Source organism: Lactobacillus helsingborgensis, from assembly GCF_000970855.1.
In the GTDB taxonomy this organism is placed as follows: domain Bacteria; phylum Bacillota; class Bacilli; order Lactobacillales; family Lactobacillaceae; genus Lactobacillus; species Lactobacillus helsingborgensis.
Genome location: NZ_KQ034047.1, coordinates 282,639 through 298,386, shown reverse-complemented (window position 1 = coordinate 298,386; position 15,748 = coordinate 282,639). Strand labels below are relative to the sequence as shown.

The window sequence follows — 15,748 nt, the reverse complement described above, 5'->3', positions numbered from 1 at the left end:
TTTAAAAGTTTGCTTTTCACTATCTTGTGAAAAAATTATACAGTTATAACGCCGTTATTTGAACATTTCTTTTTAAATTTCACTAACTTTTGTAAGCATTTACATGTATAATAGGAAGTGGAAATATTATAGAAAAAGGAGTTTTTAAAATGACATCATATTATAACGGTTTTCCCCAAAGCGATCGTGATGAAGCAATCGATATGATTAATCTCGATGAACTCGAGGAACGTGCAAAGAAGGTCATGCCGGAAGGGGCATATTATTACATTGCTTCTGGTTCTGAAAATGAATGGACATGGCGTAATAACATCTCTGCCTTTAATCATTTTCAAATTGTCCCACGTGCTTTGACTAATATGGATCACCCACAACTTGATACTGAGTTTATGGGTATGAAGTTAAAAACACCAGTGATGATTTCACCAATTGCTTGTCACGGCATCGCTCACAAGGATGCGGAGATTGCCACTCAGAAGGGTGCTGCTGCAGCAGGTGCATTATTCTCATCAAGTACATACGCTAACAAGAGCGTTGAGGATATAGCAGCTGCTGCACCAGATGCTCCGCGTTTCTTCCAGCTTTACCTTAGTAAAGACTGGGGCTTTAACAAGATGGTTTTTGATGCAGTTAAAAAAGCTGGCTACAAGGGAATTTTCCTTACTGTAGACGCTTTGGTATCAGGCTTTCGTGAAGCTAACCTTAGAACTAAGTTTGCTTACCCTGTTCCACTAGACTTCTTTACTCGTTATCAAGGAGCAAAGGGTGAGGGTCAAACTGTTGCTCAAATGTATGCTTCTTCTGCACAAAAGATCGGTCCAGAAGACATTAAACGCATTAAGGAAATGTCTGGTTTGCCAGTATTTGTGAAAGGTGTTGTTTGTGCTGAAGATGCCTACTTGGCTATGGGTGCCGGTGCCGATGGTATTTATGTGACTAACCATGGTGGCCGTGAAGTTGACTGTGGTCCTGCAACAATTGATATGTTGCCTGAAATCGCTAAAGCTGTTAACCACCGTGTACCAATCGTCTTTGATTCCGGTGTTCGTCGTGGTTCTCATGTCTTTAAGGCATTAGCTCTTGGTGCCGATATGGTCGGTATTGGTCGTCCATATCTCTATGGTTTAGCATTAGGTGGTGCTAAAGGTGTTCAATCAGTTATTGAACAACTCAACCAAGAATTATTAATTGATATGCAATTAACCGGCTGCAAGACAATTGAAGATGTCAAGCACGCTAAGATTACTCATATCAATTACACTGCTGACAACTTGAAGTCAAATACTGATCCTTCAAGAGTTAAGCCTTATCCAGTAACTGCTGAAAATCAATTAAAAGAAAATGATTCAGACGCTGTCACTGGTGCTTCACAAGCTTAATTAAAATAAATAATAAAACCACTCCACATATTTTAGCTTTTTAAACTAGAATAGGGAGTGGTTTTTTATTGCTTAAAAAAGTATAGCTATTAAGTAATATTTGTAATTTTATTTTTATATCTTTATAATTGCTATCATAAAAATAAATGTGGAGGAAAAATATGAAGAAAGCGTGGAGATTGATTGAAGCACTGCTTGTGACAGTTTTAATGTTAACTATAGTGCCTCAAAAAACAAGTGCAGCTGACAAGCAGGAAGCAAGAACTGATAATTATCTGCGAAATGTCAAGCGCAAGGGTGAATTGGTGATGGGAACTAGTCCCGATTTTCCTCCTTACGAATTTGTCAAAAACGTTAATGGCAAATCTAAAGTTGTGGGCATGGATATTGAAGTCGGCAAAAAAGTTGCCCGCGATATGGGCGTGAAACTTGTTGTGCGGACAATGGATTTTGACTCTCTATTAGTAGCTCTTGAAACTGGAAAAGTAGACATGGTTATTTCAGGAATGGACGCAACACCCAAAAGAGCACAAAGTGTAGATTTTAGCCGTGCATATTATAAAAGTGGTCAAAACCTGTTGATCAGGACTGAAGATAAGGATAACTATCACGATTATAAATCTTTTGCTGGTAAGGCAATAGGTGCCCAAACTGGTAGTATGCAAGCTACTTTAATTAAGCAGCAGGCTAAGAAATCTAAGTTGAAAACCATGGATAAAGATAATGATTTGGTTCTTGGTTTAAAAACGCACAAGTTTGACGCCGTAGCTGTTGATAAGGCTACGGCAGAAGCTTTTGCCAAAAATACTTCGGGGATTATGGTCATTCCGTCTGGCTTTAAGGTTGATTCTGCTGGCTCCGCAATTGCTTTTCATAAAGGAGCTAAGAGTTTAGTTAGACAAGCTAATAAATCAATTGCTGAAATTAAGCAAAAAGATTTAATTAACCAAAAATATTTACCTAAGGCAGGTAAGTATTTAGCTGGAGGCAAAAGCAAAAAAGAGGTCAAGGCTTCTAACTCCATGTGGGCATATAAAGACTTCTTTATTGCTGGTGTAGGGTATACCTTGTTTATTTCTGCTATTTCAGTATTTTTTGGCTTTTTACTAGGGGCAATATTGGCATTTATGCGCCTAGGTCGTAACCAAATAGCACGGTCTGTTGCCACTGCATACGTTGAATTTGTCCGCGGGACGCCTTTGATGGTACAACTATTATTTATTTATTTTGGACTAGGCTTAATCATCAATATTCCAGCCTTACTATCTGGTATTATTGCGGTTTCCCTTAATTCAGCTGCCTATGTGGCAGAAGTTATTCGTTCGGGAATTAGCTCAATTGCTGTTGGTCAGACAGAAGCTTCCCGCTCTCTCGGGCTTTCTCGCACTGCCACTATGCGTTATGTCATAATGCCCCAGGCAATGAAAAATATTTGGCCGGCTCTGGGGAATGAATTTGTGTCGCTGATTAAGGAAAGTTCCATTGTTTCTGTAATTGGTGTTAAAGATTTAATTTATCAATCACGGATAGTTCAAGCCGATACATACCGCGGGGTTATGCCATTGGTAATTACAATGATTTTATATTTCATCATAACTTTTGGCCTATCTAGCTTAATGAAAGTATTTGAAAGGAAAATGAATCATGACTGATAAATTACCGGTAATAAAAGTTGAACATTTGCAAAAAAACTTTGGCAATAATAAAGTCCTCAAAGATATTAATGCAGAGGTCAATGAGGGGCAGGTTATCTGCTTAATTGGTCCATCTGGTGCTGGGAAAAGTACTTTTTTGCGTTGCTTGAACTTGTTAGATCAACCTTCGTCTGGCAAAGTCATTTTTGAAAATAAGGAATTGACCGCACTGAGTGAAGATCAACTTGATCAGTTACGTGAAAAAATGGGGATGGTGTTTCAGCAGTTTAACTTGTTCCCGCATATGAGTATTATTGAAAATATCAAGCTAGCGCCAATGAAAGTAAAAGGTATGTCCAGTAAAGATGCTGAAGCTAAGGGACTTGAGCTTTTGCGGCAAGTAGGCTTGGAAGATAAAGCCGACACTTTTCCAGCTAGTCTGTCAGGAGGGCAGCAGCAGCGTGTTGCTATAGCACGTGCCCTAGCAATGGATCCAGAAGTGATGCTTTTTGATGAGCCGACATCTGCTCTTGATCCGGAAATGGTAGGAGAAGTACTTAAAGTCATGCAGGATTTGGCGCAAAAAGGGATGACTATGGTAGTAGTAACTCACGAAATGGGTTTTGCTAAAAATGTGGCAGATGAAGTATGGTTTATGGCGGATGGGTATATTCAAGAAAAAGCTGCTCCCCAACAATTTTTTACTCAGCCACAGACTCAGCGCGCTCAGGACTTTTTAGCAAGAGTGCTAGAAGCATAAAAAGGAGATAGATATGGAAAAAGCGCGTGCACTTAAAATTCTGACGGACTTAATGGCGATAAATTCAGCTAATGACCATGAAGGTGTGGTTGCCGACTATCTGACTTCATTGTTTAAGCAGTATTCTGTTCAGATTGTTAGAGTGACTTATTCTGCTGGTAGAGATAATCTGGTTATTACGATTGGTGATCATGGTCCGCTTCTGGGCTTTTCTGGACATGAAGATGTGGTTTCTGCAGGAGAATTGTCTAACTGGCAAACACCGCCGTTTACACCCACTTTTAAAGATGACAAAATTTATGGTCGGGGCGCAAGTGATATGAAATCTGGTCTGGCAGCGATGGTAGTGGCAATGCTGGACTTACTTGAAAGTGGTAAGGATTTGCCGGGGCGTATTAGACTGTTAGCTTCTGTGGGAGAAGAAACCGGAGAATACGGTGCAGCCCAACTGGTTAAAGAGGGTTACGCCTCTGATTTAGACGGACTGGTAATTGGCGAGCCCTCGAACTTTGATGTTCGCGTTACACATAAGGGAGTGATTGATTATTATGTCTACTCTCAAGGAGTGTGCGTTCATTCTTCAACTCCTGAAAAGGGTAAAAATGCCATTATGCCTCTTATTTCTTTTGCTCAAGCAGCTCAGCAATTAATGTCTAGTCACCAAAAGCAAGATCCCGTTTTAGGATCTTTAACACACGTAATTAGTCAAATTCATGGTGGCAGTCAAATTAATTCAGTGCCTGACAGAGCGTGGTTATCAGGCAATATTAGAACGACACCTTTATATCCTAACCAGCAAATTTACGCTGAACTTGAACGTATTGTTGCTGATCTCAATGAACAAGGAGCTCAGCTTAATATCCGCTACAGCTTTCCTGAAGTGCCACTTCCTGACCAATCCGGAAGTAAATTAGCTAAACTGGCACGGCAAGTGGTGGAGCAGAAAATCGGGCGGCCGAGCCAATTTACAGCTGGAACCGGTGCGACAGATGCTTCGGAATATATTCAAGCAGGAGATTTTCCTATTATTATTCTAGGACCTGCAGCAGGAACAACGGACCATGAACCAAATGAATTTGTTGAAATAGCAGCATATTTAGATGGGTGCCGTCTTTATCAAGAATTGGCATGGGAATTCTGGAATTCAAATATATAAAAATAAAACCCGCTTCTTAAATAAGTCAGAAGTGGGTTTTGATGTAAGAAATTATAATTTACATACTTGTTATATTATTTGTTGTTAAAAGTTGCAAGTATTAATTGAAATTATTTTGAACAATTTGCTTAAATTCAGCTAAGCGTTTGGCAAAAGTTGCAAATGCTTCTTCCAAATATTCAGGTTGAGTCATGTCGACGCCTGCTTTTTTCATAATTTCAACCGGATAGTCACTTGAACCAGATTTTAAAAAGTTAACGTAAGCTGTTGTTTGTTCTTCGGTGCCATGAACAACGTTATTAGCTAGAGCTGTAGCTGCAGCAAAACCTGTAGCATACTGGTAGACGTAGAAATTGTAGTAAAAGTGGGGAATTCTGGTCCACTCTTTGGCAATTTCTCCACCCGGTTCAACGCAATCGCCATAGTAGCGCTGGTTAAGTTCACCATAGCATTTATTTAGCCGGTCAGCAGTTAAAGGCTCACCCTGAGCATCCATTTCGTGAATTTTTTGTTCAAATTCGGCGAATTGAGCTTGTCTGAATAAAGTCCCTTTAAATGAGTCCAAGTAGTAATTAAGAACAAATGCACGTGTTTTAGGATCTTTTACATGGGCTAAAAAGTATTCGGTCAGGATGTTTTCGTTAGTAGTTGAGGCAATTTCGGCAACAAATATAGGATAATTACCATAAACGTAAGGCTGATTTTGTCTCGTATACATACTGTGAACTGAATGCCCCGTTTCGTGTACTAAAGTATACAGAGAATCAATATTATCCTCCCAGTTAAGGAGTTCGTAAGCGTCCGTATCATAACAGCCACCAGAATAAGCCCCTGTAACTTTATTTTTTGATTCAACCACATCAATTACCCGATTATTGAAAATATAGTCTACCTGCTTTAAATAATCTGCTCCAAGTGGTTTCAAAGCCTTTTGCGCTTCCGCTTTGGCTGCGTCAAATGTATAGCTTAAAGACGGTTTGCCTGTTAGAGGAACATAGATGTCCCACATTTGCAGGTCTTTTAAACCTAAAATTTGTTTACGCAGAGCCACATATTCATGTAGTAAGTCTATATGCTTGTTTACCTCTGCAATTAAGGTATCGTAAACGGCTGCCGGTACATTATTTTCATTGATCGCGCAATCGCGGGCTGACTTATAATGATGAACGCGCGCATAATAGTTATGCTTTTTGACTACTCCAGAAAGAGTGGCCGCCAATGAGTTTTGGTATTGACCGTATGTGGCATACATGACATCAAAAGCTTCCTTGCGGATAGTTCTGTTTTGCGATTGGATTAGTAAGGAATATAATCCTTCCGATAATTGCACCATTTCGCCGTCATCATTTTGCGTATAACCAAATTCCATGTCCGAATTAGTCAGCACATTATAGGTATTTTCAGAAGCAGACATTGCATCTCCAGCATCGGCAACTAATTTTTCTTCTTGAGCAGACAAAGTATATGGTCGCATTCTGGTAATCTGCTCCAATAAATGATTGTAATCAGCTAGTCTTGGTTCTTCGCGTTTAAAGGCGGCTAATTTCTCAGGGGAAAGGCTTAAAATTGCAGGAGCCATAAAAGCGGTAGCGGCATCAAATTGATTGGCTAGTCCTTGTACTTGAGAAACTAAACCCAAATAGTGGGCATCTTTGGTATCGACATCACTGGACAAACTGGCATAAGTATAAACTTTTTCCAAGTGGCGAGTAACTGCAAATATTTGCGTAATCCCGTCATATAAGGAGGTTCCCGAAGTAGTAAAATTGTCTTTGATAGTGCTTAAAGCTGGTATTTCTTTTTTAACACGTGTATATTCATCTTCCCAGTCTTCATCAGATTTGAATATTCTGGTTAAGTCCCATTTAAGATTTTCAGGGACGTCTTTTCTTTTAGGAATTGTCATATAAATTCTCCTTTTTTGATCTATTTAAGTAAATTATACTAAAGAATAAAAAATAAGATATTATTAATTATAAGTGATATTATTTTAATTCAAGTTTGAAAGTGATAAAAATATAACATGGAAAACTACGAAAGGGATTAAATAGAGTAATGAATTCAAACTCAAAACGCAGAGAGGATTATCATAAAAGACGTTCTTCTCTGAATCTTCATCGTAATCTTGCTTTAGCAGCACCGTCTAAGGTTTTTAAAGGTAGTGTTTGTGCCCGAATAGTTGGTATTATATTAGTTCTATGTGTCAGCTTTGGTTTAGCTTGGGCAGCTCATATGTATTTTGCCTTACATAGCGCAATAGATGGTAATGGTGGTAACTATGCCACTTCTGCTAGAATTGCCAACAAGCAGCCGATTTCTGTTTTGATTCTTGGCGTCGATCAGGGACTAGAGGGTCGCCACGATAAAGGCAATTCGGACACTATTATTTTAGCTACTGCCAATCCTAGTAAGAATAAAGCGACAATGACTTCTATTCCTCGTGATACCCTTGCTAACATTTTAGGTGATCCGGGAAATAAGTACAACATGTTTAGGATTAATTCAGCTTATGGCGTTGGCGGCAGTTCTGCTTCTATGAGAACAGTTTCTGCTTTAATTGGCGTACCAATTCATTATTATGTTGAAGTTAATATGAAGGCGTTAAAGAGCTTGGTTAATGCGGTTGGGGGAGTCGATGTTAAAGTACCATTTAGTTTTTCTTATGATTGGTGCGATTTTCATAAAGGAAAACAACATTTAAACGGGCGTCACGCAGTTGCTTATGTCAGAATGCGTCATGATGATCCTCGAGGTGATTATGGTAGACAGATGCGCCAGAGGCAAGTCATTACAGCGGTCGTTCATAAGGCAATTTCTGTTGACTCAATTGCTAATTACCGTAAACTAGTTAATATTTTTTCTAAGTATGTCAAAACAAACCTGACTTTCAATGACATGTTGGCTCTAGCGCTCACTTACCGTGGCTGCTCTGAAAATATTGCTAGCGGTTATATTCAAGGTCACGATGCCTGGATCAATGGTTCTTCCATTCAAGTTGCCTCTACTCAGCAATTACAAAAGGCATCTGACAAGATACGTGCCAATCTTGACTTGGAAAAGAAAGTATTGGATAATGATGAAACGAAGCTCAACAAGCTAAACGAGCAAAATAACCATATTAAGTGGAAGGACCCTAATCCGTTTACGAATTATCAAATTTATCATTCAGTAATAACTGATGAAACAAATAATAATTCTACGGGAAATACCGGTGGCAATAATACTACTGGTCAATAGTTATTTCTTAAAGAAGGGGGAAAATAAATATGCGTAAGCAATCAGCGTTTTTAATTGCTTATGGGGCAATATCAGCACTTATTGCGTTTATTGCTGTAATATTCATTTGCTTACGCACGTTGCACTGGAATTTGTCAATCTCTATTTTGGTTGCAAGCGTATTTGCCTTATTTTTCTTTGTTCTTTCATGGTTTCGGGGACATGCTTCTGCTGAAATCAAACGGATTACACGTGAATTTCATTTAACTAATGAAGATTTAGCTAATATTACTGGAATGAAAGCAAGCGACTTTCCAATTTACAATAATAAACTGCAATTAATTTTGCCTAAACGTTATTGGCCTAAAATCTTGGATGCTTTGCAAAAATATGAACAAGAAAGAAAGTAAAAGATGGGTAAATCGCCCGTCTTTTTTAATTTGCACACACATAGGGCAATGGTAGGTTAGCTATAATATAAGTGAGATATTTTAAATAAACCAAGGGAGATGTAGGATGAGTTTACTCACAGTTAAAAATTTGGGACAGGGTTTTGAAGACAAGACATTATACGAAAACAGCAGTTTTGTTCTCAATAAAGAAGATCACATGGGAGTTACTGGTCAAAACGGTGTTGGTAAATCTACCTTGATTAAAATTTTAACTGGCGAAATACTTCCTGACGAAGGACAGGTAAAATGGCAAAATAAGGTAACGGTTGGCTATCTCGATCAATATGCTAAATTAAAGCAGGGTGTAACTATCCGCCAATTTTTGCGCACAGCTTTTGCACAACTTTATCATAAAGAGAAAGAGCTTAATGCTTTATATGAAAAATATGCGGTAACTGGTGATGATTCTTTGCTTGAAAAGGCAGGCAAAGTACAGACTTTCTTGGAAGAAAATGATTTTTACGGCATAGACACTGAAATAGAGCGTGTTGCTTCTGGATTGGGGTTAGCAGAACTAGGATATGACCATGATGTCAGTGAGCTTTCTGGTGGTCAAAGGTCGAAAATTATTCTGGCTAAGTTATTATTACAAAAGCCGGAGGTTTTACTTTTAGACGAACCTACCAATTACCTAGATGTTTCTCATATAGATTGGCTAGTTGATTATCTCAATGACTTCACTGGTGCTTTTATTGTTGTGAGTCATGACTATGATTTTTTAGGCAGGATTGCGAATTGTATTATTGATATCGATCTGGGGACAATCACTCGTTATACTGGCTCGCTTAAGCAAGCAATGCGCCAAAAAGAGGCTAACCGTGAGACATACATGAAAGCCTATAGCAACCAGCAGCGCAAAATTGCTAAAACCGAGGCATATATCCGTAAAAATAAGGCAGGTACCCGTTCTAAAAGTGCAAAATCGCGTGCAAGACAGCTTGCTAAAATGGAAGTATTAAACCCCCCTAAAGGAAACCATAAGCCTCACTTTACGTTTCCTTATGTTGCGACAGCTGCTAATTTACTTTTGCAGACACAAGATTTAGTAATCGGTTATGATCATGCTCTTGTCAAAGAGGCGTTTAACTTTTCAGTGGGCGGCAATGAAAAAGTTGCTATTACTGGTTTTAACGGTATTGGTAAGACGACTTTGTTAAAAACTCTACTTGATCAAATTGATCCGATATTTGGTACATTTAAATTATCTGAAACCGCCAAAATTGCTTATTTTAAACAGGATTTGACCTGGCCTAACAATAATATGACGCCGCTGCAATATTTACAGGAAAATTTTAACCGCATCAAGCCTAAGGAATTAAGAGGTGCTTTAGCAAGGTTGGGAGTTAGCGCTCAGCAAGCTATGAGTCCTTTAAAAAAATTATCTGGAGGAGAGCAGGAAAAGGTAAAATTAGCTAAAATGCAGTTTGAACCTGCTAATTTATTATTTTTAGATGAGCCCACCAATCATTTGGACCGTGATTCTAAAGATGCCTTGCGACAAGCGATTGTCAAATTCCCAGGAGGAGTTATTATCGTTAGCCATGAACGCGACTTTTTCCAGGGCAATTGGATTGATAAAACTATTGATATTGAAACTATGAATAAAATTTGAGGTAACAAGATGGATGCTACTAAACGAGGTGAGACCTTTTATCAAGATTTGCTTGATACCTGCCTAACCGCTGGAGAATTAATGATTGAGGGCGGCAGTGAAATGTACCGGGTCGAAGATACAATGATGCGAATTGCTAAGAGTGCGGGTGAGCCTGACCCACGTGTGTTTGTTGTGCCTACCGGTGTTTTCATGAGTTTAGACCATGGCAATTATTGTCAAACACTACTAGTTCATGAACGCAATATCAATCTTGAGCTAGTTGATCGGATTAATTCTTTATCACGGGCATTTGCTGAACAAAAAATCACCTTGCAGGAAGTTAAACGCGAAGTTAATAATATAGCCAGTGGTGGTTTTCCTACTTTTCCTGTCTGGTTGCAAACTATTGGGGCAGCAATTTTGAGTGCTACTCTCATGGTTATGTTTATGAATAATTATGACTGGATTGACTTTCCGGCGGCCGCAATAGTTGGTGCAACCGGTTTTATTTCTTTTTATTATTTTAAACGATTTACGAATGTTAAATTCTTGTCTGAATTGGTGGCAGCGGTAATTATGACAGTGTTAGCGGCAGGGTTAGTCCATATCTTTCCGCAAATGATCATCGACCATATTTTAACGGGAGCGCTAATGCCGCTAGTTCCTGGCTTAGCCTTAACGAATGCACTACGGGATTTATTTAAAGGTGATATTCTTTCGGGTATGGTCAAAATTTGTGAAGCCCTTTTAACTGCATTTGCACTAGGTGGCGGCGTCGGTATTGTTTTAAAATTTTTGGGAGCATAAAAATGTCATTTGGAATTGAATTATTAATTAATATTGCATTTGCCTATTTAGCTTCCGCGGGATTTGCTTTGACAATCAATGTACCCCGGCGCGTAATTAATCTTGCCGGTATCAGTGGTGTCACCAGTTGGATAATTTACTGGTTGGCGATGCGCGCTTCGATGGGCCGCCTTTTGTCAAATCTGCTAGGCTCATTTGCTATTGGTATTTTAGGCATAGTTTTTGCGCGAATGAAAAAATGCCCAGCTACAGTTTTTTACATTCCCGCGATTGTTCCTCTTGTACCGGGAGTTCCTGCTTATCAAGCAGTACGTGAATTGACTTCAGGCAATCTTAGGGGCGCTAATGATGCGGTTTTGCGTGTAATAATTGTAACCGGCTCAATAGCTTTGGGCATGCTTTTGTCCAGTATGTGTGTCGAAATCTTTTTTAGGATAAAAAAATTTTACAAAAACAAATCAAATAAGTATAATAATTAATGCGAGTCGACAAAAACGCGAGATGCGTATTTGTATGAGGACACCCGTCTTAAGTGGCAGGCACGGGAAGTGCTGGTGGTTGACCAACCTGATGTGAACAGAAGTAGTCACCTATTATTTTATTAATGGGCCTCGATTTAAAAAGAGCAGATTCTTAATTGAATCTGCTCTTTTTTACTCTAAATATAAGGCTTGCTTTCCTTGTTGATTAAAACTTCTTTCCAAGTTTTTCCACGGAATTGCTTTATTTTTATGACCAAAAGGATCATTTACGTAAACAATACGTGCTTTTTTATCAAAGCCCGTGATGACACAAGCATGCGAAGAAGGAGTGACGTGTACTTCCCCTTGAGCTGTTTGCCAAGTTTGCATGTCGCCTACATGGTTAAAATTGGTCGTTGTAATGATTAAAACTGGATGACCATCAGAGACTAATTTTATTACTTGGATAAAGTCATGGTTAGTGAAATTTCTAATGCGGTTTGTATATTTAAGTCCAACTTGTTCTAACGGTTCATTATAAACACACCAGCCTGCATTTGCCTGACTCATATAACCAACAAAACCCACATGAGGATTACCGCGGTACTTGCCATTATCAGTGTATGAAGACACGTGTTTAATGTTTTCTGAGAGGTCAAGTTTATTAACTTTAATTCCATAGTAACGCAAAAGCATTGATAAAGAGGTAACTTCACAGCCATTAGGCAGGTCAGGATATTGATTCTCTAACGGTACGTCTAATTTTTGAGTAGACTTCAGTGTTAACCAATCATAGCGGTCTTTAAAACCAGACGAGTTACAGAAGGCAAAAACTAATCCGAGTAAAAAGACCCCAAAGAATAAAATCAAAATAGCTTTAAAGGAAAATCTGTTCTTTTTCATAAAGCTATTTAAACATAGGTCGATTGATAAAAGCAAAAAATCGCTCAAATTAATGAGCGACTTTGCTAAATTTTATTTTTTATTGAGTAAAAGTAGGGATTAATGATGAGTTGCGCTTGATAAAGCATCAAGACTATGATCTTCACCTTTAACTGCCATACCTTCAACGTCCATTCCTGGGCAGAAGACTTCGTCTTCAGGTACTCCTCTTTCTTCAGCAAATGCCTTAGTCAAAGTTTCCATGTCCATCAAATGATATTTCTTGTCTGGTTCTTTTGGATCAACAATTTGAATTTGCGCCATCATACCGGCATCTTCGTGCTCGATAATGTGGCAGTGGTACATGAAGACACCAGTGTTTTGGAAGTAAACCTTTATGCGAACCGTTTCTTGAGGTGCTACTTCGATAGTGTCCTTGTATACGCCTCTTTCGTTTGGATATGGTTCTTTACCGTTACGTGATACAACCAAGAAGTGGGCACCATGAGTGTGGAATGGGTGCAACATGCCGTTAACTTTATCGTTAGTGTTAGTTACATCCCAGTATTCAGCATTCATCAATTCCTGCTTCATATCAATTCTTTCCATTGAGAACAACTTACCGTTGATCATGTTGTGGTTATCCATAGTAACATGAGGAACTGGTGAGTTAGGGTTAACAACTGGATCGTATGGTTTGAACAATGTGTCAGGAATTACGCTGTCATCTTTTTCATAGCTGTGAATTCTAAACTCAACCAACTTGAAGTCGTCAGTGTAAAGGTTGACAACATCGCCTTCTTTGTAATTACTGAAATCAACAACTACTTGTTGACGCTCACCTGGTCCGATTAAGACTTTAGTTAATTTAACTGGGTGCTCCAAGAATGAGTCATCACCGGCGATTTGGGTCATTACCAAGTCATCGCTAAAGTGCAGACGCCATTCACGACGGTTAGAACCACCTAAGAAGAGCAAACGTACTTTTTGAGTAGTGACATCAACGTATGGACGGACAACACCATTGATAATTGGAGTGTCACCAAAGATACCCATTGCGTTGTAGTCTGCCTTGTAGTCAAATTGGTTATCTTCGTGGAAAATACGGTCTTGCAAAATAATTGGGAACTCGTCCTTACCGTAAGTCTTAGGAATTGGCAACTTAGCTTCGTTGGCGTCAGTAATGACAACACCCATTGCTAGTCCCATCCAAACTTGCATAGCAGTTGATGGACATGGGTGAGCGTGAAGCCATGTTAAGGCTGCCGGTTGCTTAACAGTAAAGTCAATATGCTTTTCTTCACCTGGATAAACTGGTGAGTGGCAAGCACCATCATTACCAGGACCTTGAAGTTCCATACCATGCCAGTGGTATGTAGTTAATTCTGGCAAGCTGTTCTTCAAAGTTACGTGAACGTGTTGCCCTCTGGTCAAAACCATAGTTTTACCAAGAACTGGGAAGTTGTAGCCCCAAGTATGAGTCTTTTTACCTGGCAAAAATTGGAAGTCACCTTCCTGGGAATCAATTGTGAACCAAACATCATTGTTTTCTTGTTTATCAGGCTCTAATACTGGTGGAACAATTAAAGGTTGAGCTTCAACACCTTCAGGAATGTGGAGATCCTTGTATCCCATTTCGTGATTTTTATCAAAATCTTCGGAATTATAGAAATAATCTGTGTAAACTTTATCTGACATATTCGTCTACCTTTCAGTTAAAAAATTTAGTGAAAAATTTTTAGTTACATGTTAAATTTACTCTATGTGAAAACGCTTGTAAAGTAGATAAAGCCATGTTTTTAAAGTATTAATATAAAAAAGAGCTTTTTTAAGTTTGTGAAGAGCAAAATGTTATTTAATAATAGTAAGAATAGCGCGCAAGAAGTAGGATTTTAGTATTAAAAACAAGTTTTTAGTATTTTAAAGCAAATTTCACTAGTATAAATGTTTTTTAAAAAATATTTTTAAAAGAAATAAAATAAATTGTTTTTAATCGCAAATTTGAGTATCGTATATAAGACTGATAAAAATTAATAAATTTAGATAAGGGTTTTTACTTTGAAAATTAACTTAACAGATTTAACTACAAAAATAGAACAAAAAGATTATATTGAGGACTTAGAAACTGTAAAATATGCTGATATTAGTAAGTCTAAAGCTAAAGTGCATGAATTGGCAGCAAAATTAGTTAAAGAAACTGCGGCCGCTCTTAAACATAATTCTTTAAGTCATGTAGCTGTTGAAGTAACGGGGCAAAGACCGCTTACTTTTGCATTAGAAAGCAATATTATTAATTTGCCCTATGCCAACTATAAAAAGATTGCCAACTTTTTTGAAGAGCAGAAAGAGTACCCTGTTAACGTCTATTTTGAAACTCAATCGGAGTATTTAAATGCGTCGGGTTTTAGAATTGATCAAGTCGCAACAGAAACTGATATTAAGCAAAAAGAAGATACTGTAATTGCTGAATTGACAGAAGCTATGCAGGAAAAAATTAAACAGGTTCGTGAATACCAAAAGCCGGTACCAGTCGCTAAAAAGAAAACAGTAACTAAAAAAAGAGCAACGACTAAAACGAGTTCAAATAAAACCAAAACGGCAGCTAAAACTAAAGGTACTAACTAAAAGATAATTTGCTCTAGTTAGTGTAGCTGTGATGGTTACAATATCTTTAATTTGTTAAACTATATAAGAACTCAACTATTCAAAAGATGCTTTTTACAATATAATGGAGAAAAGTGTAGGGGGTCCGTCATGATTAGCTGGAATCTACTTGGAGTTTTGTTATGGGTAGTTATTATTTTGTACCTGGTTTTTGTTGTGCAAAATATTCGCAAGCGCCGTATTACCATGATTATCAAAAAGCACAGACAGTTTAGCTGGCCTAATTTTTTGATAGATTTAATAGAGGTGGCAATTCTATTAGTAGGTATTGTTTGGCTGTTCGGTAAAACCATGTTAGATAACCCCGCTCTTGATGATACCAGTAAGATTACCTCGAATATCACATACCAGCCCATCGTCATGAATACTGGTGAAGGTAATTCAAGTTATGTAACAATTAATTCTAAAAAGAAAAAGATTAGCACACAGACCTTTACATATTATCGACCAGGCAAGAAAATCAAAGTATCTAGTGACTTTGCCACTGTGGCTTACGGCAAAAGCCCGCTAGACTTAAATGCTGCCAGAATTCCTTATGACAAAAAACAATTAACTAAAATGGATCGTAAATATCAGCGTGCGTATGTCGCGATTTATACGGCTACTTATAAAAAAGTTTGGCAAAATGGAATAGGGATGCATGCTGGTCATAATGCCACACGTTACTACTTAATCAGGATACCTGATGCTTCTTTTATTAAGGAAAAATAAAAACGTAAATGAAACAGCTGGGAATTTGGGAA

Annotated in this window: 14 protein-coding genes; 11 read left to right on the top strand and 3 right to left on the bottom strand. The window is 38.2% G+C overall.

Features of this window, described 5'->3' with window-relative positions:
- Positions 1–149: 149 nt before the first annotated feature.
- The 4 genes from JF73_RS07280 to JF73_RS07265 all read left to right on the top strand — a co-directional run bounded on the left by JF73_RS07280 (position 150) and on the right by JF73_RS07265 (position 4,929).
- Positions 150–1,379, top strand: a complete 1,230-nt coding sequence (locus JF73_RS07280; protein ID WP_046327617.1) for a (S)-2-hydroxy-acid oxidase — start codon at positions 150–152, stop codon at positions 1,377–1,379.
- A gap of 161 nt (positions 1,380–1,540) precedes the next feature.
- The gene (locus JF73_RS07275; RefSeq protein WP_046327616.1) at positions 1,541–3,031 is read left to right on the top strand and encodes an ABC transporter substrate-binding protein/permease; all 1,491 of its coding nucleotides are present in this window, start codon (positions 1,541–1,543) and stop codon (positions 3,029–3,031) included.
- Complete coding sequence (locus JF73_RS07270; RefSeq protein ID WP_046327615.1) at positions 3,024–3,773, top strand: amino acid ABC transporter ATP-binding protein; 750 nt, start codon at positions 3,024–3,026, stop codon at positions 3,771–3,773. The genes JF73_RS07275 and JF73_RS07270 overlap by 8 nt, the downstream gene beginning before the upstream one ends.
- A 13-nt stretch (positions 3,774–3,786) precedes the next feature.
- Positions 3,787–4,929, top strand: a complete 1,143-nt coding sequence (locus JF73_RS07265; RefSeq protein ID WP_046327614.1) for an ArgE/DapE family deacylase — start codon at positions 3,787–3,789, stop codon at positions 4,927–4,929.
- Between the two features lie 100 nt (positions 4,930–5,029).
- Here the strand turns inward: JF73_RS07265 and pepF are convergent, their stop codons facing one another.
- The gene (pepF, locus tag JF73_RS07260; RefSeq protein WP_046327613.1) at positions 5,030–6,835 is read right to left on the bottom strand and encodes an oligoendopeptidase F; all 1,806 of its coding nucleotides are present in this window, start codon (positions 6,833–6,835) and stop codon (positions 5,030–5,032) included.
- A 149-nt stretch (positions 6,836–6,984) separates the two neighbouring features.
- Here pepF and JF73_RS07255 point away from each other — a divergent pair, with 149 nt between their 5' ends.
- The 5 genes from JF73_RS07255 (at position 6,985) to JF73_RS07235 (ending at position 11,477) form a co-directional block, all read left to right on the top strand.
- Positions 6,985–8,166, top strand: coding sequence for an LCP family protein (locus JF73_RS07255; RefSeq protein WP_046327612.1), 1,182 nt, complete (start codon positions 6,985–6,987; stop codon positions 8,164–8,166).
- Positions 8,167–8,195: 29 nt separating this feature from the next.
- Complete coding sequence (locus tag JF73_RS07250) at positions 8,196–8,555, top strand: hypothetical protein (RefSeq protein WP_046327611.1); 360 nt, start codon at positions 8,196–8,198, stop codon at positions 8,553–8,555.
- A 106-nt stretch (positions 8,556–8,661) separates the two neighbouring features.
- Positions 8,662–10,209 carry an ABC-F family ATP-binding cassette domain-containing protein gene (locus JF73_RS07245; protein ID WP_046327610.1) on the top strand — a complete coding sequence of 516 codons (1,548 nt, stop codon included), beginning with the start codon at positions 8,662–8,664 and terminating at the stop codon, positions 10,207–10,209.
- A gap of 9 nt (positions 10,210–10,218) precedes the next feature.
- Positions 10,219–10,998 (top strand): threonine/serine exporter family protein, encoded by a 780-nt coding sequence (locus JF73_RS07240; protein ID WP_046327609.1) that lies wholly within the window; start codon positions 10,219–10,221, stop codon positions 10,996–10,998.
- Between the two features lie 2 nt (positions 10,999–11,000).
- The gene (locus JF73_RS07235) at positions 11,001–11,477 is read left to right on the top strand and encodes a threonine/serine exporter family protein (protein WP_046327608.1); all 477 of its coding nucleotides are present in this window, start codon (positions 11,001–11,003) and stop codon (positions 11,475–11,477) included.
- Positions 11,478–11,651: 174 nt separating this feature from the next.
- Here the strand turns inward: JF73_RS07235 and JF73_RS07230 are convergent, their stop codons facing one another.
- Entirely contained in the window at positions 11,652–12,362 is a 711-nt protein-coding gene (locus JF73_RS07230; RefSeq protein WP_046327607.1) for a C39 family peptidase, read from the bottom strand.
- A gap of 99 nt (positions 12,363–12,461) precedes the next feature.
- Positions 12,462–14,039, bottom strand: coding sequence for a multicopper oxidase family protein (locus JF73_RS07225; RefSeq protein WP_046327606.1), 1,578 nt, complete (start codon positions 14,037–14,039; stop codon positions 12,462–12,464).
- A 360-nt stretch (positions 14,040–14,399) separates the two neighbouring features.
- On the opposite strand from JF73_RS07225, the gene JF73_RS07220 reads away from it, so the two are divergent.
- Together JF73_RS07220 and JF73_RS07215 are read left to right on the top strand one after the other, a co-directional pair.
- Positions 14,400–14,966: a hypothetical protein gene (locus JF73_RS07220; protein ID WP_046327605.1), complete on the top strand. Its 567-nt coding sequence runs from the start codon at positions 14,400–14,402 to the stop codon at positions 14,964–14,966.
- Positions 14,967–15,095: 129 nt separating this feature from the next.
- Positions 15,096–15,716, top strand: coding sequence for an LVIS_2131 family protein (locus JF73_RS07215; protein ID WP_046327604.1), 621 nt, complete (start codon positions 15,096–15,098; stop codon positions 15,714–15,716).
- Positions 15,717–15,748: the final 32 nt, after the last annotated feature.